The organism is Vibrio sp. 99-70-13A1 (genome assembly GCF_013114625.1).
Lineage (GTDB): Bacteria > Pseudomonadota > Gammaproteobacteria > Enterobacterales > Vibrionaceae > Vibrio.
This window is the reverse complement of sequence record NZ_VTXD01000040.1, coordinates 12,865-32,726: the sequence shown is the minus strand read 5'-3', so window position 1 is coordinate 32,726 and position 19,862 is coordinate 12,865. Positions and strand designations below refer to the sequence as shown.

The following is a 19,862-nucleotide window of genomic DNA, read 5'->3' as shown; positions in this document are numbered from 1 at the left end:
GGGTTATTTTTAGGTTTTAGGAAAAGGTATGAGTGAACAATCACTAACATTGAAACAATCAGGTGTACGTTGGCTATGGTTAGCTCTGCTAGTCTTTATTGCTGATATCGCCATCAAGTTAGTCGTGATGGATAATATGGGTTATGGTTGGGCAAATCGTATTGAGATTTTGCCGTTTTTTAATTTACTGTATGTTCATAATTACGGCGCTGCCTTTAGTTTCTTGAGTGATCAAGGTGGGTGGCAACGTTGGTTATTTACTGGTATTGCTTTTGTTGTGACAGGCATGCTGACTTACTGGATGAGTAAGCTTCCTGCGGCTGAAAAATGGAATAACATTGCTTACGCAATCATCATTGGTGGCGCGGTTGGTAATGTCTTTGATCGCGTTGTGCATGGGTTTGTAGTGGATTACCTAGACTTCTACTGGGGAACATACCACTGGCCTGCTTTTAACTTAGCGGATATGGGGATCTGTATCGGTGCTGCGATGATCATCTTAGATGGCTTTCGTAAGAAAGATGAAAGTAAATAAGCGGTACTGAAGTCAGTTTATAACTCACAGATTAGAATAGCCCTAAGCGCTGTCGGTTGATTCCAACAGCGCTTTTTGTTTATGCTGCACAGGATAAGACAATCAAATAAAACTGTTCTTCCAATAATAAAGAAATCTAAGGAAAGTCACGTGGTAGCAATTAAAAAAGATTCAGCAGTCACTCTACATTTTACAATCAAAATGCAAGATGGATCTGTTGCCGATAGTACCCAGAATATGGGCAAGCCAGCGAAATTTATTATGGGTGACGGAAGCCTGAGTGAGAATTTTGAACAATGTTTGTTCGGCTTAGAAGCGGGTACAAAAAAGTCGATTGAATTAAAAGCAGAAGATGCGTTTGGTATGCCAAACCCAGATCATATTCACCATATGGACCGTGCGAAATTCGTTGGTGATGCTGAAGTAGAAGTCGGCACTATCATGGCATTTTCAGGTCCTGACGGTATGGAAATCCCAGGTATTATCACTGAAATTGCTGGTGACTCGGTGACGGTTGATTTTAATCACCCTCTCGCGGGACAAGACGTTACTTTTGATGTGGACATTTTAGAAGTTGAATAGAGATTGACGGGCAAGGCTAAGAGGTTCTAGCCTTGCCTTCAGATAGACATAGCACCTTACAGTCGATTCTAACCAAGCGCTTCACTGTTTTTGAGCTTCACTGTAGAATGCATGCTTCGCTCATCGCGAACTCCATGGAAACGATTTTAGCCCCGCTTTAAGCTTATAGCCTCTGCGTTAAGCTATGGGTATGTAAAGTGACAATGAATTGAGCAATAAAATGAAAATAATGTTAGCTAACCCTCGTGGCTTTTGTGCCGGTGTTGATCGTGCGATCAGTATTGTTGAACGTGCACTTGAAATGTATCAGCCGCCTATTTATGTTCGTCATGAAGTGGTTCATAACCGTTTTGTTGTTGAAGGGTTAAAACAGCGTGGTGCTATCTTTGTTGAAGAAATCAGTGAAGTGCCTGATGATAATATCGTGATTTTTTCTGCCCATGGTGTATCACAAGCGGTTCGCAAAGAAGCGAAAGAGCGCGAACTTACAGTCTTTGATGCAACTTGCCCATTGGTAACGAAAGTTCATATGGAAGTGGCTCGTGCGAGCCGTAAGAATATGGAAGTGGTACTGATTGGTCATGCTGGTCACCCAGAAGTCGAAGGTACGATGGGGCAATACGCGAGTAAGTCAGGTGGTATGTATTTGGTTGAAAAACCGGAAGACGTTCAATACTTGAAGGTTAATGATGCGTCCAACTTGCACTATGTCAGCCAAACGACATTATCGGTTGATGAAACCGCTGATGTGATTGAAGAGCTGCGCCGTGTTTTTCCTGAGATCCAAGGTCCACGTAAAGACGATATTTGTTACGCGACACAAAACCGACAAGATGCCGTTCGTGAAATGGCGAATGATGTGGATGTGGTTATTGTTGTTGGTTCTAAGAACTCATCAAATTCCACAAGGCTAAAAGAATTAGCCGAAAAACTAGGTACGCCAGGTTATTTAACAGATTGCCCAGAAGACATAAAACCTGAATGGGTAGAAGGTAAGGTTAAGATCGGTGTTACAGCTGGAGCATCAGCTCCTGAAGAGCTTGTGAATCAGATCCTTGATCGTATTCGAGAGTTAGGTGCTGAAGGAATTGAAGAGATTCAAGGACGCGAAGAAAATATGTTCTTCGAAGTGCCTAAAGAGCTGCAAATAAAACAGATAGACTAGGCGAGTCTGAAACGAATCGATTCTGAATTGGAACTTGAGAATGGGTAACCACCAAGTTCCATCAATCGAGCATGCTCAATTTAAAGCGTTTTGTTTAAACTCATCTATTAGTGTATTCCCAACTGTTCTTTTAATACCTTCAAGTAGCGACGGCTCACCGGGATCTCAAAGCCCGTTGAAGTGATGATTTCAGCCAGTCCATTATCTAAAAGCTTTATTTCCTGAATCCATTGTATGTTTACTAAGAACTGCCTGTGACAGCGAATCAAATGAGTTTTTTCCTCTAATATTTTGAGTGTCAGTTGTGAACAAGCGGTTTGAGTTGAGCTTCGTATATGGACACCACTAATATCAGAATAAGCACATTCCACCGATTTACTCGACATAATCACAATTCGGTTATGCCCAATGCATGGGATTTGCTCTAAATTTTCAGGCGCAATTTCATTAACACTTTGCACCGGTAGAGTGAGCCCTTGGTTGTGCACCTTGCTTAATCTAGTCACACTTTTTTGTAGGCGCTGTGGCTCTACGGGTTTGAGTAAGTAATCAAAAGCATTATCTTCAAATGCTTGAATCGCATATTGATCGTAGGCGGTAACAAAAACAACGTAAGGCATGGAATCAGGATCGAGCATGCTTAGCAACTCAATCCCGGTTACTTGGGGCATTTGAATATCAAGATAGACTACATCGGGCTTTAACTTATTTATTTTCTTCAGACCTTCAATAGCATTACTTGCAGAGCCAATCACTTCCACACCGCCAGTTTCAAGTAGTAGCTCCGTTAATTCTTCTCGAGCAAACTGTTCGTCGTCGATGACTAATGCCTTCAACATATTTGCTCCTTAAAAATGTGTGGCTTTCGCAAAGCTACCTGAACTTGTAAAAGTCTCTTTCCTTGTGACATTTCTAAACCTGGTTATGAGTGTGTGAGTGGAGGTGATCGGGTTTAGGGATCATAAAGCTCATTCGTGTAAATTGCTGTGGAATGCATTCTATTTTTAATGACGACGGAGCACCAAATAGATGAGTGAGTCGCTTATCTACAATTTCCATTCCTAAGCCTAGGTGGTTTTCCTTAGGCTTTTGATAGTTACCGGCATTGTCTTCGACTGTAATTTGAAAACCATGAGCAGTTTCTTGGCTGTATATTCGAATACACCCACCTTCGAGTAAGTTCGATATCCCATGCTTAATCGCATTTTCAACCAAAGGTTGCAGAGTGAAACTTGGGAGTTTTAAGTCATATAAACTAGGGTCTATCTCCCAAACTATTTCAAGCCTGTCAGTAAAGCGAGCCTTCTCTATCGTAAGGTAAGAATTGACGTGAGCAAGCTCATCTTTAACCGTCACAGAACTGATATTTTGCTTGAGATTACTGCGGAAGAATTGAGAAAGATGCTGTATGAGACCTCGTGCTGTATCTGGGTCTTTTCTTGTGACCGCACTAATCGTATTCAAAGCATTGAACAAAAAATGAGGGTTTACTTGTGCGTGTAAAAGTTTGATTTCGGCTTGAGTAAGCAAGGTTTGCTGCTGCTGATAGTTACTAAAAAGAAGTTGGCTTGAAAGCAGCTGGGCAATACCTTCAGCCATTGACATGTTGATGGTTGAAAATAATTTTAGTTTAGGTTCGTACAGCTTTATCGTGCCAACCACCTGATCACCTGAACGTAATGGAATAATAAGTGCAGAACCTAATTTGCAGGTGGAAGATAGCGAGCATTGATATGGATTGTCTTTACCATCCAAATAAATAATATCGTTCTTATTCATCGCTTCGAGTGTGGAATGCGATGAAATTGGCGTATTGGGTTTATGGTGTTCATCACCAATTCCAACAAAAGCTAAAATCTTTTCTCTATCGGTAATAGCGACTGCACCAACATTGGTTTCTTCATAGACAATACGAACAATTTGTTCTGCATTTTTTGAATTAAACCCACCGTGTAATATTCCCACAGAGCGTTCTGCAATGGTTAAAGCTCGACGAGAAAAGGTCGCTGAATATTTCTCAAAAATGGTTTTTTTATCTTGGATAATACTCATGAAAAGTGCTGCTCCGCATGAGTTAGCAATAATCATTGGCGCAGCAATATCGGAAACAAGTGCGTAGGACTGAGCAAAAGGCTTGGCAACGATCAGCAAGACAAGCATCTGGATAATTTCGGCAAACAGCGTGATTGAGAAAACAACCATAGGGTTAAATAGCTGCTCAGTTTTATTCCTACGAACCAAATAAATATGAAGTAGCCCGCCAATTAAACCTTCCGCGGTAGTAGAAATAGCACAAGCAAGATCGGTAAATCCACCTAAGGAATATCGATGAATCCCTCCTGTTAGCCCAACGGAAAAGCCAACAACTGGACCTCCAAATAACCCACCCATGACAGCCCCAATAGCTCGTGTGTTGGCGATAGCATCATTGATTTGCAAGCCAAAATACGTCCCCATGATGCAGAATAAGGAGAATACGACATAGAGGCTGAGCTTATGACTTAGGCGAGAAGATACATTGAGTAGGGGAAGGAAAATGGGTGTTTTACTTAGCATGTAAGCAAGTACTAAGTAGACGCACATTTGCTGAAGCAAGGAGAGAACCAGTTCCATTACAAACCCTTAAAGATGAGATGTTATAAGTTTAAGTGATTGATAAATATTAAACAAATAAGGGATTGGCTTAATGCTTAAGGTGCTCGATGTAATGATTAAAGTTAGGTCAAAGCGAGTGACCTAACTTTAATCATTATTGACTTGCTGTTTTAACCCTCAGGTTAATTCATTTTAGACATTTGAAAAATCAGTAGAAAATGAAAAGTTCAGAGGTATCAAATAACTTAAAAAATGAAAAATCTTCCATGTTTTTCTCCTAGCACTAGAGTATTTAGGCGTTTGGTTTTTATCGTTATCTATTTAACCCTAGTGCAGGACATGGTGGTTTTCCACGCCTATTTCTATTCTTATTTGTTGGTCTAGTATTGCCTTGTTTTTGTTTAGGTAAAACTAAGCCCATCACATGATGGGCTTAGAAGGATTTATTTAAGTTTCAATAAACCCAAGTTGCAAGCAAAGGTGTTACTTATTATTGAACCAACAGTGATTGGTGAGATCATTGTCTCTATGCAGTTTTAGTGACTGCTTTATTCTCATCAGCTGATTCATCTTGTTCATTTGCGTAGTCACGCTCACCTTTCCCTTTGGAAATTTTGATGACATAAGCGGCAATCGATAGTGCAGATACAACGCCGACAATAGTCGATAATTGCATTGGTAAGCCAAAACCAAGTTGGCTGTTGCTTAAAATAAAGGTGATACATACTGTTGTCATGAAAATAGCTGGAACTGTTGTTATCCAGTGCAATTTATTATGGCGTAGTAGGTAGGCAGATGCTGTCCACAGCATCATTACTGCTGTTGATTGGTTAGCGAAGCCAAAGTAGCGCCAGATAATACCGAAATCGACTTGAGTCAAAATACCACCTAGAACGAACAGAGGTAATGCCATCAGTAGTCGGTTACGCAGTGTTTTCTGTTCCATGTTGAAGTATTCAGCAAGAATAAGACGGCTTGAACGGAACGCTGTGTCACCAGAAGTGATTGGTAGAATAACCACGCCAAGGAAAGCAAGGATACCGCCAAATACACCCAGTAGACCAAATGAAGCGCTGTATACCACATTACCCGGACCACCGTTTGCAATCGCGTCAGACAGAGACTCAACTGAACCGAAGAAAGATAGAGCAAGTGCACACCAGATTAGGGCGATAATGCCTTCACCAATCATTGCACCGTAGAATACGAAGCGACCATTCTTTTCATTTTCCATACAGCGCGCCATAAGTGGAGACTGAGTCGCATGGAAACCAGAGATAGCACCACAAGCAATGGTAATGAATAGTGCCGGCCAAAGTGGTAGGTCATTTGGGTTCATGTTGGTGAACATGTCTTTCATCTCAAAACCACCCATGATTTGGTGCTCATCAGATAAGCCAATCGCAGTGATTAATCCAACAGACATGAAAATCAGTAGTGCGCCAAATAGTGGATAGAAGCGGCCAATAATTTTGTCGACAGGGACAACTGTTGCGATGATGTAGTAAGCAAAGATGATGACAACCATAGTGCTTGCAGACATCACGAAATCAGTTTGGTCGTTCACTAGGTTAGTGATCATGCCAGCTGGAGCCGAAACGAATACCACACCAACAAGAAGCAGTAGGACAATGGCAAAGATGTTCATAAAGTGTTTTGCGCCATTGCCTAGGTAACGTCCAGTGATGGTTGGAACCGAAGCTCCGCCATTTCGGATAGATAACATGCCAGAGAAGTAGTCGTGTACTGCGCCTGCAAATATACAGCCTAGTACAATCCATAACATTGCCGCGGGGCCGTATAAAGCACCCATAATAGGCCCGAAGATTGGTCCCACACCTGCGATATTAAGTAATTGAACTAAATATACTTTAGGTGTCGACATGGGTACGAAATCCACACCATCTTGTTTGGTAATTGCTGGGGTTTTACGGTTCTCATTGATACCGAAAACCTTTTCGATAAAAGTACCGTAAATAAAATAGCCACCAATTAAAGCTGCTACGCAAGTTAGAAACCACATCATAACGTGTTATCCCTGAGTTGAATGAGTAAGTCAGAGTGCATACTAGAATATGGAAAAAGAAGCTTCACGTGATACTAAAGTGAGTGGTCGAATAGCAAATTAAGTGGTGCTTATTTAAGTTAAGTGGTTTTGGGAAAGCTTGAGTGGTTTAGGATAAGCGCGAGTGGTTAATTAAAATGTCTAAGTGGTTTTAATTTATTTAAGCGGTTTTATCACTTCAGTTGTTAGTTCTTAAAAATATCTAACGCTTTACTATGTCGAGAGTTTCAACAATGCTTAATTTGTTTGAGCGCACTAGAGCACGGCAAATATGAGTACTGTGATTAATAAGGGATTTAAATCGTTCACTGGTTATTATGGCTTTTTAGTGGCAACCTACAGTTATAAAAGTAAGGGATTGAAATGAAAAGAATAACAACGTGTTTATTGGCTATGGCTGTATTGTCTGGTTGTACTGCAAATCTTCAAGATCTAGCAAATGAAGGTGATTGGGTAGAAATTGGTTATCGAGATGGCGTGAAAGGAAACCCCCAGCGTTTATATAGTGAGTTATCAGCATTAGGGAGTGTTGATCAAGCGAGTTATGAAACGGGTTATCAGCAAGGCGTCGAAGAGTTTTGCGATCCGAACCATGCCTTTCAAATTGGGTTATCTGGTCAGTATTATGAAGGTGTATGTGCTGGCTTTGAGCATGCTCAGCAGTTCCGTATGGAATGGCAACGTGGCTGGACTGAATACAGTAACTAGGCTTTCCTTTTAAAGATCTAGTTGAGTATATTCAACTTAACGCGCTTTTATCTTTAATACGATTAGAGATAAAGCGCGTTCTGCTTTTAACTAGACCTGCATTTCACGAGAACTCTATTCAATGAGATCCAAATCTAAAGCTCAGTATTGATCTCGACTGCTTTACGTAGGAAACCTTGTTGCTTAGAAAGTTGCAGCTTTGCGGTCTCTATATCTAGATCAGTTAAGATCATTAAGATCGCAAGTTTAACCTCGTAATTGGTTTCTCTTAATGTCGACACGGCTTGATGCTTTTCACAATCTGTCGCTTGCATCACAATTCTTGCTGCTCGAGCGACCAGCTTTTCATTAGTAGCTTTTACATCCACCATCAAGTTTTGATAGCTTTTTCCTATTCGGATCATACTCGCCGTCGTAAGCATGTTGAGAACCAGTTTTTGTGCCGTGCCTGATTTTAAGCGAGTTGACCCCGTTAATGCTTCAGGACCCACAACAGGACTAATGGCGATTTTAGCAATATCAGCAATTGGAGAATCAGGATTACAAGACAGGGCGATGCTGGTGGCACCGATATCATTGGCATACTCTAAACCGCCAATCACATAAGGTGTCCTACCACTTGCGGCAATCCCAACGAGTACATCATCTTTAGTAAAGTTAATGTCTTTTAGATCGTTTTCCCCAAGTTCAGGTGAATCTTCGGCTCCTTCTTTGGCTTTTAATATAGCCTCTGGACCTCCGGCGATAAGACCGATCACCATTTGGTCAGAAACGCCAAAAGTCGGTGGGCACTCTGAAGCATCAAGTACACCTAAACGACCACTGGTGCCAGCGCCCATATAGATAAGCCGAGCCCCTTTTCTAAAGGCTTCCGTAATTTTATCTACGGCTTGAGCGATTTCGGGTAAAACTTTCTCGACAGCTAGGGGGACTTGTTTGTCTTGCTGGTTAATACGTTCAATTATCTCGTGTGATGAAAGAAGGTCTATATCCATGGTATCTGGATTTCGACCTTCAGAGACGAGCTGAGATAATGCTGAAATTAAAGCGTCGTTGGTCATAGGTATCCTTAAAGATTGTCTACGAGCAGCTGCGGGGAATCAGTCTGCATAATATAAAACACCCAAAGATGCGAGCTTACTGGCTCCTGTCACTTCAGGTAAATTACTGGGTAAGTTATGAATACGCCTTTGTGCTAGCCATGCGAAAGCCATTGCTTCCATGTAATCAGCGCTGACCCCTTTTGAGTCTGTGGAGGCAACATTCCAATTAGGAAGTAAGTGTGCCAGCCTTTCCATTATGAGTGGATTACAGGCGCCACCACCGCAAACCAGTAATTCGGGTTCAGTCCCCAAGCGATAGTGGTTTACTTCGTTTGCTATTGTGGCTGCGGTAAATTCGCAAAGTGTGCGTTGTACATCTTCAACGGCTATAGGCTCAAATTGAGCTAACTGTTTTTCGAGCCAAGGTAAATTAAATAGTTCTCGCCCCGTACTTTTTGGAGGATGTTGCTCGAAATAAGCGTTAAGTAATAGCTGTTCTAAAAGTGGTTGGTGAATGGAGCCTTGTTTAGCAAATTGTGCATCACGATCGAACTTTTGGTTGAGGTGCATATCGACCCAAGCATCCATCAGCATGTTACCAGGTCCGGTGTCATAGCCAAGTACCGGGTGATTTGGTCGCAGAACGGAAATGTTGGCAATGCCACCAATATTGAGAACGATAACTGAGCTAGATCTTGCCTTGAATATCGTGTGATGAAATGCAGGGACTAAAGGTGCACCTTGCCCGCCTAGCGCCATATCTTTTCGTCTAAAGTCAGCAATAGTTTGAATGCCAGTTTTGGTTGCAATGACGTTGGCATCGCCTAACTGCATAGTAAAGGGAGAGGAGCCGGTTGGTTGATGAAAAACCGTTTGACCGTGGTTACCTATCGCAGTGATATCTTTTGCAGAGTAGCCAGATCTTTTGAGTAAATCTAATACGGCATCAGCAAAGAGGTGACCAAGCTGGTGGTCTATCTCACCAATGGCTTTTAGATCTGTCGCTTGACCAATACATATATTGAGTAAGCTTTGTTTCAAGCTATTAAGCATTGGGTACTCACCATGGGCAATAAGGGAAATTTTATTGCCATCAATACTGACTAATGCTGTGTCGACTCCATCCATGCTAGTGCCAGACATCACACCAATATAAAGCTCTCTTTGATTCATTCCTAAACTCTTCCGACATTGGGTTAAAAACATTGTAATGCAAAATCAAAGGGAATAATCTCGATAAGTTTATGAATTTTAGGCTTAGTAAGGGATAAATATGGGACCGTTATGGCTCGATGTTGCAGGTTATGAATTGACGGCAGAAGATAAAGAAGTTTTGGAGCACCCAACCGTAGGTGGTGTCATATTATTTGCTCGTAATTACCATGATAGTGAGCAGCTTCTTGCCTTGAATACCGCTATAAGAAAAGCGGCTAAGCGTCCTATTTTAATTGGTGTTGACCAAGAAGGCGGAAGAGTTCAGCGTTTTCGTGACGGGTTTTCTATCATTCCTGCTGCTCAAGAGTTTGCGAAACATAAAAACGGCGAAGAATTAGCGAAGCAAGCTGGGTGGTTAATGGCGGCTGAGCTTATTGCTCATGATATTGACTTAAGCTTCGCGCCTGTATTGGATAAAGGTCACGAGTGTAAAGCGATAGGAAACCGTGCTTTCGGCGATAATATTGAGACGATCGTTCGCCACAGCAGTGCATTTATATCGGGGATGAAATCAGTAGGGATGGCCGCAACAGGTAAACACTTCCCTGGGCATGGTGGTGTGATTGCTGATTCTCACCTAGAAACACCTTATGATGAGCGCCATGATATTTTTGAAACCGATATGGCGATCTTTAAGGCTCAAATTGAAGCGGGCATTCTTGATGCAATGATGCCAGCGCATGTGATTTATCCCAATTACGACGACCAGCCAGCGAGTGGTTCGAAATACTGGCTTCATACTGTACTTAAGCAGCAATTAGGATTCAAAGGGCTTATTTTTTCTGATGACTTAACGATGGAAGGCGCGGCAATTATGGGTGGACCAGCCGACAGAGCGAAGGCTGCTTTGAATGCGGGTTGTGACATGGTGTTGATGTGTAATAAACGAAATGCACAAATTGAAGCTCTTGATCATTTAGCGATTCAAGAAGTGCCTTTAGCCAACTCATTGCTTAAAAAGCACAACTTTGATTTACCAACTCTTCATTCGGATAGCCGATGGAAAGAGGCTTCAGAGCAAATTAAGAGAATGTTAAACGCTGGGTGATAAATAAACACTCTACAAGTTTTAAGGAGGCGATATGAGAAATATCGCCTTTTTTGTATGTGTGAGACGTGGTTTAGAACTATTTGTATCTTGGAGCTAATTAAAGTTAGCGTGTAAATTTTAATTTACAGTTAATGTTTTTTATTATTTACACTTGCAATCGTTTTTATAGCTGTTATTTTAGTTTCTAAAGATTGTTAGCCCATATGGAAGTTTGGGTGTAAAAATAAATATACAGGTTGAGTTATGCAAAAAAGTGAATTAAGCAATGTCAATATCATCGACGAACAGGTACTGATTACTCCTGAAGAACTTAAAGAAAAATTGCCTTTAAGTGATAACGCTCGTCGCTTTATTCAAGAGTCTCGTGAAACTATCGCTAATATCATTCATAAGAAAGATCACCGTATGCTTGTAGTGTGTGGTCCTTGTTCTATTCATGATCTAGAAGCTGCGAAAGAGTACGCGAAACGCCTTAAAGCATTGTCTGAAGAGCTTAGTGACCAACTGTATATTGTGATGCGTGTGTACTTTGAAAAGCCAAGAACCACCGTTGGCTGGAAAGGTTTAATCAATGACCCACATCTAGATGGAACGTTCGATATTGAACATGGTTTGCATGTAGGCCGTGAGCTTCTTGTTGAATTGGCAGAAATGGAAATTCCATTAGCGACAGAAGCACTTGATCCAATTAGTCCTCAATACTTAGCGGATACTTTTAGCTGGGCAGCAATTGGTGCGCGTACTACCGAGTCACAAACACACCGTGAAATGGCAAGTGGTCTGTCTATGCCAATCGGCTTCAAAAATGGTACTGATGGCAACTTAGGTACGGCAATCAATGCAATGCAAGCGGCTTCTTCAAGCCACCGTTTCATGGGTATTAGCCGCGAAGGTCAAGTTGCATTACTGACGACTCAAGGTAACCCAAATGGTCATGTGATTTTACGTGGTGGTAAGCAGACTAACTACGATTCAGTATCTGTTCATGAGTGTGAGCAAGAGCTTCAAAAAACAGGTCTTGATGCTGCATTAATGGTGGATTGTAGCCATGCAAACTCTCGTAAAGATTACCGACGTCAGCCATTGGTAGCTGAAGATGTAATCCATCAAATTCGTGAAGGCAATAAATCGATTATTGGTCTTATGATCGAGAGCCATTTGAACGAAGGTAACCAGTCTTCTGATATCCCTCTGAATGAAATGAAATATGGCGTTTCAATTACGGATGCATGTATCAATTGGGATTCAACTGAGGCACTATTAAAACATGCACATACGGAGTTAGTCCCGTTCTTAGAGAACCGTCTGAAAGGTTAGTTAAGGTTTATTAGTCAGAGTTTAAAGTTTAAGTGCCTCATTGATTTGGGGCATTTAAGATCTGTCGTTAGTTAGATTCGGGCTAGCACAGGCTTATAGATGAGTAAGGAATAAAATGGCCGTTGAACTGAACGCATTACGCGACCAAATAGATGCAGTCGATAAACAAATGTTGGATTTACTGGCTCAGCGCCTTTCTTTAGTTGAGAAAGTCGGAGAGGTTAAAAGTGAGCACGGATTACCTATTTATGTACCAGAGCGTGAAGCAGCGATGCTTGCCTCTCGTCGTAAAGAAGCGGAAAAAATCGGTGTGCCGCCTCAGTTAATTGAAGATATTTTACGTCGTACTATGCGTGAGTCTTATGCCAGTGAAAAAGACTCTGGGTTTAAGTGTCTCAAACCAGAACTGCGTTCAGTTGTGATTGTTGGCGGTAATGGTCAACTTGGTGGTTTATTTGGACGTATGTTCAAACTTTCAGGTTACGATGTAAAAATCCTAGGAAGTAAAGACTGGGATAAAGCTGATGAGCTATTAGACAACGCAGGCCTTGTTGTGGTTACAGTGCCAATTCACTTGACGGAAGGTGTAATTGAAAAGCTAGGTAACTTGCCGAGTGACTGTATCTTATGTGATTTAACATCCATTAAGTCTAAGCCTTTGCAAACCATGCTTAACATGCATTCAGGTCCTGTTGTGGGTTTACACCCGATGTTTGGTCCTGACGTTCCAAGCCTTGCTAAACAAGTGATTGTTTACAGTGATGGACGTGGTGAAGAAAGCTACCAGTGGCTATTAAAACAATTTGGTATTTGGGGCGCTAGCTTATGTCAAATGGATGCCGCTGAACATGATCATGGTATGACCTTAATTCAAGCACTTCGTCACTTTACTTCATTTGCTTACGGCCTGCATCTAAGTAAAGAAAATCCGAACATTGATCAGTTGTTGAAACTTAGCTCGCCAATCTACCGATTGGAAATTGCGATGGTTGGTCGTCTGTTTGCGCAAGATCCTAATCTATATGGTGACATTATTCTGTCATCAGATGAAAACATTGAGATGATTCGTCGTTTCCATAATTGCTTTGGAGAAGCATTGAAGATTTTAGATGGCAAAGATAAAGAAACCTTTGTTCAAAGCTTCAATCAAGTCAGTGACTGGTTTGGTGATTATTCTCAACAGTTCTTAGAAGAAAGTCAGAACCTATTAAAGCAAGCCCACGACTCTATTCATAGAGGCTAAAATCGGTTTTAAATCATAAAAAAGAGCGACCATTTGGTCGCTCTTTTTTGTATTGAATGTCTAGAAAGTATTTGGTCTATAGCAGGCCAAAAGCAATTAGATCATAGTAGGCTAGAAGTAATTAGATCACCGTAGCCCCAAAGCAATTAGATCATCATAGGCTAATTAGTTGTGATAGGCTTTTTGCTATCTTCACTCGATACCGTTTCAATACTTGAATCTTTGTATGGAACATTGGTTAAATTAATTTGTAGCCTAACCACGTTATCAATTAATTGAACGAGTGGACCCCATTTCACTTTTGTTTCTTTTTCGAAAACGTAATTAAAGTTCTCGGGTGTCCAATCCATTAAGTACTGAGGGTTAAGTGAACGCCCTAAAAAGCGTACTTCATAGTGCAAATGAGGACCGGTAGAGTTACCAGAGTTACCACATTTTGCGATCACATCACCTTTACTTACAAACTGACCGCTGCGAACGTTAAACTTTTGTAAGTGAGCATATGAACTCATGAAACCAAAAGAGTGACGCATGGTTAGAAAGTTACCAAAGCCTTTTTTACTTGGTCTGACGGTTTCGATCACGCCATCAGCTGGCGCAAGGATTTCTTCACCACGCTTACAAGTCAGGTCAATACCGGTATGGGTATGCCTTTTGCCGGTTATTGGGTTAGTTCTTCGACCATAAGATGAAGAGATTCGCTGGTAAGCCATAGGGCTATCATTTGGAATCAAGCGGAACATTGTTGCTCTTACCGCTGAATCAATCGCCGCTGCATCAATACGATCTTCTAAGCTAGAATCATCCGCTAGTAAGTCTTCATCTGCTAAACCTAAAACAGATTCAACATCAAAAACACGCTTTCCGAGCAGTTGAATTTTCCCTTCTTTCTCTGTTAGCTCTTGAGATAAAGAGTGGTTGGTATCCACTTGCTCTTGATACAGAGATTCTACCTCATCTTTTTCAATATGAAGTTGGTTGATAGTACTTTCAAATTCAGCTTGGTTTTTTGAAGTTGTAATTTGTTGGCTTTGATTTTCTGAATATAAATATACAGATCCGCCTATTAATACGGGCACTGATAATAGTGCAGAGGCAATTAATAGAAGGGATTTTCGACCAAAGTAAAACGTCTGTTCCCCTTGGTCTGAAGGAATAGTGATAGAAACTTTTTGGGACATAACTACATAACAAAATGGTTTATTTAACTAACTAGAGCATGTGCTTATTGAATTTAGCTGCCTAGATCGGATAAGTGTTCAATTTCTCGGTGAAGTAACTCATCATCACCGACATTGAGTTCAACTAAGCGTTTCAAATGACTAATACTATCAATATCTAAATGCTCTATGCGTAAACGCATTGAGGTATTGTTGGTAGAAATAATTGAAGCTTCTAGTTTAATCACTACATCACTATCATTTAGCTGAAAGCTAACATGGAGAGGTAAAGAGTGATTGAATAACAAAGCATCATCGCACTGTAGTAATACACCATGTAGGGATAAATCTTGAACAAAACCATTGAGTTGTAATTGGTCTTGTGAAGCTTTAGCTGGAACTTGGTAAATGATTCGTGAAAATCGACGTCTTTCAACCATAATAGTTCTCTCTCATGATTTATTATAAGTACGATGACTTGTAAATACCTAAGGTCGCGATAATAGCGACCTTAGATTAAAATACAAGCAAATTTACTTTGCGATACGCTTGTACTTAATACGGTGAGGCTCTGCAGCTTGTGCACCGATAGTCTGTTTTAGCCATTCAGTATAGTCAGTATAGTTGCCTTCGTAGAAGTTAACCTGACCTTCATCACGGTAATCTAGAATATGAGTAGCAATACGGTCTAAGAACCAACGGTCATGCGAGATAACCATTGCACAGCCAGGGAACTCAAGAAGCGCTTCTTCCAGTGCTCGTAGTGTTTCAACATCTAGGTCATTGGTAGGCTCATCGAGTAGTAATACGTTACCACCTGCTTTTAGCAGTTTTGCTAAGTGAACACGGTTACGTTCACCACCAGACAATTCACCGATAATCTTCTGCTGATCGATACCCTTGAAGTTGAAACGAGAGCAGTATGCACGCGCAGGGATTTCGAAGTTGTTGATCTTAATGATATCAGCACCTTCAGAAATCTCTTGGAATACAGTTTTTGTGTCGTCCATGCTGTCACGGAACTGATCAACAGAAGCCAGCTTAACCGTTTCGCCTAGTTCAACTGTGCCTGAATCTGGCTGTTCAGCGCCACTTAGCATCTTGAATAGTGTCGATTTACCTGCACCGTTGGCACCCACGATACCCACGATTGCGCCTTTAGGCATGCTGAATGATAGGTCGTCGATAAGAACGCGATCACCGAATGACTTAGTTAGGTTCTTAACTTCAAGAACTTTGTCACCTAAACGTTCACCTGGCGGGATGAATAGTTCGTTGGTTTCGTTACGTTTCTGATATTGGCCTGTCGTTAGTTCTTCAAAACGAGCCATACGAGCTTTAGACTTAGCTTGACGGCCTTTAGGGTTTTGACGAACCCATTCCAGTTCTTTCTCGATAGTCTTTTGACGTGCGCTTTCGCCCGCTTTTTCTTGCTTCAAACGCTCATCTTTTTGCTCTAGCCAAGATGTGTAGTTACCTTCCCATGGAATACCTTCGCCACGGTCAAGTTCTAGAATCCAGCCAGCTGCGTTGTCTAGGAAGTAACGGTCGTGGGTAATTGCCACAACAGTGCCGCTGTAATCAACAAGGAAGTGCTCAAGCCATGCTACTGATTCTGCATCCAAGTGGTTGGTTGGTTCATCAAGAAGCAGCATGTCTGGCTTTTCAAGAAGCAGACGACAGATAGCAACACGACGACGCTCACCACCTGATAGGAATTCAATTTTCGCATCCCACTCAGGAAGACGAAGTGCATCAGCAGCACGCTCTAGAGCAGTCTCTAGGTTGTGACCGTCTTTTGCTTGAATTAGAGCTTCTAACTCACCTTGTTCTTTAGCAAGAGCGTCGAAATCTGCATCTGGTTCTGCATAAGCAGCGTAAACCGCATCAATACGCTTAAGTGCATCAGCAACGTCAGAAACGGCTTCTTCAACGATTTCACGAACCGTTTTTGATTCGTCTAGTACAGGTTCTTGCGGTAGGTAACCGACTTTAAGACCTTGCTGTGCACGAGCTTCACCATCGATATCAGTATCAATACCAGCCATGATACGTAGTAGGGTAGATTTACCTGAACCATTTAGACCCAAAACACCGATTTTAGCGCCAGGAAAAAAGCTAAGAGAAATGTCTTTAAGAATTTGACGCTTAGGTGGAACAGTTTTGCTCACCCGAGACATGGTATATACGTATTCAGCCATTGCCGATCGATCCTAATTATTGTTCAAAATTATTGGCTATTTTATACCAATATTGGGGAATATGTTACTCCCTGCCAATAAATCGTATTTTGATGCTTGCTCTATGAAGGTTTAGGTATTCATTATCTTTAAAATACTCAATAAATACCGAGTGTGGACATGGTTGGCTTAGATACAGTAATAATTCAGATGAAGTATTGTTAATTTAATAATATTTACACTCAAAACCTTTACATTTACTGCGATATTTGGCGTTAATAGAGTCATTGCATATCAAACACGCACTAAGGAATAGAGCGGATGTTTTCTCGAATTTTCAAACCTAAGCTAGCAGCTCTAACTGCTGTCATAGTGTCATCAATATCAATGATTCCAAACGGACTTGCTAGCGGTATATCAGAATTAGAAATGCAGCGAGTCAATTATGAAAAGGCACAAGATATTCTTGATAAGAAAGACTTAAAAGCTTATCAAGCGATTCGTCCCAAAATTACCGATTACCCTTTAACGCCATATGTCGATTATCGAGCTTTTTTGGTTGGGCTTGATAAAAAGTCTCCTTCAGAAGTCAGAACCTTCATTGCTGAGAATAAAGCTTTTCCTTTCTCCAATCGTATTAGTGCACCTTATCTGTCTGCTTTGTCTAAAAATAAAGATTGGAAAGGGGTGCTGGAGTATCAAACGCAAGAGCCTGTTGGGGAAAAATACCAATGTATCTACTACCGAGCTCATTATGAGCAGGATCAGAGTGAAGTTGCTTTTAATGGTGCGAAGCAACTCTGGTTAAGCGGTAATGGTGTGGATGATCAATGTGACCCATTGTTTAACTCTTGGGATGATGCAGGGCTACGGACTGATGAGTTAATTCTAGAGCGTATGCTGTTAGCTTTCGAAAACCGTAATGGTAAATTGATGAGCTACCTAATAAAGCAATTAGACAGCAATGAATCAATTGCTCAAGCAAAAGCGATGAAGGCGCTTTACCGTAAGCCTGAAGGCGTTCTGACTTTTGCTAAAAAATACCCAGCTAATGATTTTTATCGTTCTCAAACGGAGTTTGCATTTGAAAAACTGGCGAGAAAGTCTTCTACAGAAGCACAGTCAGTTTTTGAAGACGTAATTAAAGCGCAAAAGTTCCCCGCAGAAAAACAGCAAGAAATGGCTGATTATGTTTCATTTCGCTTAATTAACACTGATTCAGACGATCTAGCTGCGTGGCGAGATGAGGTCATTAGTACAACTTCGAAGCAAACATTGTTAGAGCGAAGAGCTCGCCTGGCGATTCAGCATGCTGATTGGCAAGGGCTTGTTAAATGGATATCGAAGCTGGATGAATCACATCAAGCTTCTTTACGTTGGCAGTATTGGTTAGGTCGTGCAGAAGTTGAGACAGGCAAGGTAACTCAAGGTAAGCAGCGACTCATGGCGATAACAGGGCAAAGAAACTTTTATAGTGTTGCTGCTGCCAAAGAAATCAAACAATCCATTAATTTTTCAACGTCGTCGATATTGCTTGATCGTGAAGCGGTACAGCCTTACCAAGAGGCATTAGTACGAATTACTGAACTGATAGATGTCGATAAAATTGCAGCAGCAAAAAGTGAATGGCGATGGTTGCTTGCAAATGTTTCTAAAGAAGAAAAAGCCATGCTTGCAGCTTATGCCGCTCAGAAAGGTTGGAATCACTTATCTGTAACAGCCAGTATCTCAGCAAAAATCTGGGATAACATAACCCTTAGGTTCCCTGTTGCTCACAAGTGGTGGTTTAACTTTTATGCTGAGAAAAATGGTCTAGATCCTATCACCTTGATGTCTCTAGCAAGGCAAGAAAGTGCACTCGATGCTGATGCTAATTCTCCTGTGGGGGCTCGTGGGATCATGCAGATCATGCCTGCTACAGCTAAATACACTGCGAAAAAATATAAGCTTGCGTATCAAGGTCGTGATGAACTTTATGAGGTGGGGAAAAATATTGAGATTGGTAGCCATTACTTAGATGGTCTATTAAATCAATACGATAATAACCGAATCTTTGCTTTAGCTGCTTATAATGCCGGTCCAAACCGAGTGAAGCTATGGCGTAAAAGAACGGATGGTAAGCTTGATGCCTATGCGTTTATTGAAGCGATTCCATTCAAGGAAACTCGCGGTTATGTGCAAAATATCTTAATGTTTGAAACCTATTACCGAGACATTCTAGGTGTGGATGGTGCTTTCTTAAATGAGCATGAAATCCATAAAAACTATTAGTGAGTAGTTGTGTCCTTCGGTAGGCGGGGTCATTGGGAGTCTAAATTTTAGTCGTAAGCATGAGTTAGCCTTTATAGCTGGCTCATGCTCTTTAACATTGAATAGTTTTGCGTGTTTCGGTATACCTAGTGCTAACTAGCTTGGAAAAAGCCGTACGATGAATGCTATTAATAATAAAGTGAGTCGTTCATTAAGCAGGGTAGCTGAGAATAGGCATTCGATTTTTCTCATGCTTATCTGTCTTATGCACGGTTCTAGCATGAATAAATTAAGAAGTAAGTGTAGGTCATGGCATCACAACCAGAATATGAAAATTGGCAGCAGTTAATGGATTTAGTAAAAAATGCCGCAGATAGCGGGCAGCATGAATTACTACTGACAATGATGATGACTTCTGACGAAAGAGACGCCTTAGTGGCAAGAGTGAATATCCTTTGTGAGTTGATCAAAGGTGATATATCACAGAGGCAGGTTAGCCAGATGTTAGGAGTGGGTGTTGCAACCATTACTCGTGGCTCAAATGAGTTAAAAGCTAAGTCTGAGCAAGAGAAAGAAGACATTGCTCAGTTACTACTGAAATAATAGCTTTAGACTAGATTCAAACTAAAAACGCTAGCCTAGGGGGTAGCGTTTTTTTCGTCTCTCACTTTTCATAGCTTATAGCTGTAGGTGTATCAAGGACCGATAAGTTTGTTTTGTTATCTGTTATTTGCTAATAGTTTATGGCAAGAC

Annotated in this window: 17 protein-coding genes; 9 read left to right on the top strand and 8 right to left on the bottom strand. The window is 41.2% G+C overall.

Translation table 11 applies throughout. The features are described from left to right. Nucleotides 1–28: 28 nt before the first annotated feature. From lspA to ispH, 3 genes are all read left to right on the top strand, one after another. Nucleotides 29–535 carry a signal peptidase II gene (gene lspA / locus F0226_RS19410; RefSeq protein WP_171737189.1) on the top strand — a complete coding sequence of 169 codons (507 nt, stop codon included), beginning with the start codon at nucleotides 29–31 and terminating at the stop codon, nucleotides 533–535. A gap of 150 nt (nucleotides 536–685) precedes the next feature. Then, on the top strand, nucleotides 686–1,117 hold the full coding sequence (gene fkpB, locus F0226_RS19405) for an FKBP-type peptidyl-prolyl cis-trans isomerase (protein WP_171737188.1): 432 nt from the start codon (nucleotides 686–688) through the stop codon (nucleotides 1,115–1,117). Nucleotides 1,118–1,337: 220 nt separating this feature from the next. Continuing rightward, nucleotides 1,338–2,282 (top strand): 4-hydroxy-3-methylbut-2-enyl diphosphate reductase, encoded by a 945-nt coding sequence (gene ispH / locus F0226_RS19400; RefSeq protein ID WP_171737187.1) that lies wholly within the window; start codon nucleotides 1,338–1,340, stop codon nucleotides 2,280–2,282. Between the two features lie 107 nt (nucleotides 2,283–2,389). On the opposite strand, the gene btsR is transcribed toward ispH, so the two are convergent. From btsR to F0226_RS19385, 3 genes are all read right to left on the bottom strand, one after another. Then, nucleotides 2,390–3,121, bottom strand: coding sequence for a two-component system response regulator BtsR (gene btsR / locus F0226_RS19395; RefSeq protein ID WP_171737186.1), 732 nt, complete (start codon nucleotides 3,119–3,121; stop codon nucleotides 2,390–2,392). A gap of 73 nt (nucleotides 3,122–3,194) precedes the next feature. After that, on the bottom strand, nucleotides 3,195–4,895 hold the full coding sequence (locus F0226_RS19390; protein ID WP_171737185.1) for a sensor histidine kinase: 1,701 nt from the start codon (nucleotides 4,893–4,895) through the stop codon (nucleotides 3,195–3,197). Nucleotides 4,896–5,403: 508 nt separating this feature from the next. Beyond that, nucleotides 5,404–6,903, bottom strand: coding sequence for a carbon starvation protein A (locus tag F0226_RS19385; RefSeq protein ID WP_171737184.1), 1,500 nt, complete (start codon nucleotides 6,901–6,903; stop codon nucleotides 5,404–5,406). Nucleotides 6,904–7,305: 402 nt separating this feature from the next. On the opposite strand from F0226_RS19385, the gene F0226_RS19380 reads away from it, so the two are divergent. Further along, entirely contained in the window at nucleotides 7,306–7,650 is a 345-nt protein-coding gene (locus F0226_RS19380) for a DUF2799 domain-containing protein (RefSeq protein WP_171737183.1), read from the top strand. 134 nt (nucleotides 7,651–7,784) lie between these two features. On the opposite strand, the gene murQ is transcribed toward F0226_RS19380, so the two are convergent. Then, on the bottom strand, nucleotides 7,785–8,711 hold the full coding sequence (gene murQ, locus F0226_RS19375; protein ID WP_171737182.1) for an N-acetylmuramic acid 6-phosphate etherase: 927 nt from the start codon (nucleotides 8,709–8,711) through the stop codon (nucleotides 7,785–7,787). 39 nt (nucleotides 8,712–8,750) lie between these two features. Next, a complete protein-coding gene (locus F0226_RS19370; protein WP_171737181.1) occupies nucleotides 8,751–9,866 on the bottom strand; it encodes an anhydro-N-acetylmuramic acid kinase in 1,116 nt (371 codons plus the stop codon). A 100-nt stretch (nucleotides 9,867–9,966) separates the two neighbouring features. Between F0226_RS19370 and nagZ the strand changes: the two genes are divergently transcribed. The 3 genes from nagZ to tyrA all read left to right on the top strand — a co-directional run bounded on the left by nagZ (nucleotide 9,967) and on the right by tyrA (nucleotide 13,519). Further along, nucleotides 9,967–10,956: a beta-N-acetylhexosaminidase gene (gene nagZ, locus F0226_RS19365; protein WP_171737180.1), complete on the top strand. Its 990-nt coding sequence runs from the start codon at nucleotides 9,967–9,969 to the stop codon at nucleotides 10,954–10,956. A gap of 246 nt (nucleotides 10,957–11,202) precedes the next feature. Beyond that, a complete protein-coding gene (locus F0226_RS19360) occupies nucleotides 11,203–12,276 on the top strand; it encodes a 3-deoxy-7-phosphoheptulonate synthase (RefSeq protein WP_137374569.1) in 1,074 nt (357 codons plus the stop codon). Between the two features lie 115 nt (nucleotides 12,277–12,391). Next, complete coding sequence (gene tyrA, locus F0226_RS19355; protein ID WP_171737179.1) at nucleotides 12,392–13,519, top strand: bifunctional chorismate mutase/prephenate dehydrogenase; 1,128 nt, start codon at nucleotides 12,392–12,394, stop codon at nucleotides 13,517–13,519. 161 nt (nucleotides 13,520–13,680) lie between these two features. Here tyrA and F0226_RS19350 read toward each other — a convergent pair whose 3' ends face one another. From F0226_RS19350 to ettA, 3 genes are all read right to left on the bottom strand, one after another. Continuing rightward, nucleotides 13,681–14,700, bottom strand: coding sequence for a M23 family metallopeptidase (locus F0226_RS19350; protein WP_171737178.1), 1,020 nt, complete (start codon nucleotides 14,698–14,700; stop codon nucleotides 13,681–13,683). 53 nt (nucleotides 14,701–14,753) lie between these two features. Then, nucleotides 14,754–15,119, bottom strand: a complete 366-nt coding sequence (locus F0226_RS19345) for a PilZ domain-containing protein (protein ID WP_171737177.1) — start codon at nucleotides 15,117–15,119, stop codon at nucleotides 14,754–14,756. 93 nt (nucleotides 15,120–15,212) lie between these two features. Further along, the gene (ettA, locus tag F0226_RS19340; RefSeq protein WP_171737176.1) at nucleotides 15,213–16,880 is read right to left on the bottom strand and encodes an energy-dependent translational throttle protein EttA; all 1,668 of its coding nucleotides are present in this window, start codon (nucleotides 16,878–16,880) and stop codon (nucleotides 15,213–15,215) included. 300 nt (nucleotides 16,881–17,180) lie between these two features. Here ettA and sltY point away from each other — a divergent pair, with 300 nt between their 5' ends. Then, nucleotides 17,181–19,130 carry a murein transglycosylase gene (gene sltY, locus F0226_RS19335; protein ID WP_171737175.1) on the top strand — a complete coding sequence of 650 codons (1,950 nt, stop codon included), beginning with the start codon at nucleotides 17,181–17,183 and terminating at the stop codon, nucleotides 19,128–19,130. Between the two features lie 288 nt (nucleotides 19,131–19,418). Next, nucleotides 19,419–19,712, top strand: a complete 294-nt coding sequence (gene trpR / locus F0226_RS19330) for a trp operon repressor (RefSeq protein WP_171737174.1) — start codon at nucleotides 19,419–19,421, stop codon at nucleotides 19,710–19,712. The last annotated feature ends 150 nt before the right edge of the window (nucleotides 19,713–19,862 follow it).

What these genes read in the sequence shown, in the direction of transcription:
- tyrA (WP_171737179.1), top strand. Translation starts at nt 12,392, where the DNA reads ATGGCCGTTGAACTGAACGCATTACGCGACCAAATAGATGCAGTCGAT.
- F0226_RS19350 (WP_171737178.1), bottom strand. Translation starts at nt 14,700, where the DNA reads ATGTCCCAAAAAGTTTCTATCACTATTCCTTCAGACCAAGGGGAACAG.
- F0226_RS19360 (WP_137374569.1), top strand. Translation starts at nt 11,203, where the DNA reads ATGCAAAAAAGTGAATTAAGCAATGTCAATATCATCGACGAACAGGTA.
- btsR (WP_171737186.1), bottom strand. Translation starts at nt 3,121, where the DNA reads ATGTTGAAGGCATTAGTCATCGACGACGAACAGTTTGCTCGAGAAGAA.
- F0226_RS19345 (WP_171737177.1), bottom strand. Translation starts at nt 15,119, where the DNA reads ATGGTTGAAAGACGTCGATTTTCACGAATCATTTACCAAGTTCCAGCT.
- murQ (WP_171737182.1), bottom strand. Translation starts at nt 8,711, where the DNA reads ATGACCAACGACGCTTTAATTTCAGCATTATCTCAGCTCGTCTCTGAA.
- nagZ (WP_171737180.1), top strand. Translation starts at nt 9,967, where the DNA reads ATGGGACCGTTATGGCTCGATGTTGCAGGTTATGAATTGACGGCAGAA.
- ispH (WP_171737187.1), top strand. Translation starts at nt 1,338, where the DNA reads ATGAAAATAATGTTAGCTAACCCTCGTGGCTTTTGTGCCGGTGTTGAT.
- trpR (WP_171737174.1), top strand. Translation starts at nt 19,419, where the DNA reads ATGGCATCACAACCAGAATATGAAAATTGGCAGCAGTTAATGGATTTA.
- lspA (WP_171737189.1), top strand. Translation starts at nt 29, where the DNA reads ATGAGTGAACAATCACTAACATTGAAACAATCAGGTGTACGTTGGCTA.
- F0226_RS19385 (WP_171737184.1), bottom strand. Translation starts at nt 6,903, where the DNA reads ATGATGTGGTTTCTAACTTGCGTAGCAGCTTTAATTGGTGGCTATTTT.
- F0226_RS19370 (WP_171737181.1), bottom strand. Translation starts at nt 9,866, where the DNA reads ATGAATCAAAGAGAGCTTTATATTGGTGTGATGTCTGGCACTAGCATG.
- F0226_RS19390 (WP_171737185.1), bottom strand. Translation starts at nt 4,895, where the DNA reads ATGGAACTGGTTCTCTCCTTGCTTCAGCAAATGTGCGTCTACTTAGTA.
- sltY (WP_171737175.1), top strand. Translation starts at nt 17,181, where the DNA reads ATGTTTTCTCGAATTTTCAAACCTAAGCTAGCAGCTCTAACTGCTGTC.
- F0226_RS19380 (WP_171737183.1), top strand. Translation starts at nt 7,306, where the DNA reads ATGAAAAGAATAACAACGTGTTTATTGGCTATGGCTGTATTGTCTGGT.
- ettA (WP_171737176.1), bottom strand. Translation starts at nt 16,880, where the DNA reads ATGGCTGAATACGTATATACCATGTCTCGGGTGAGCAAAACTGTTCCA.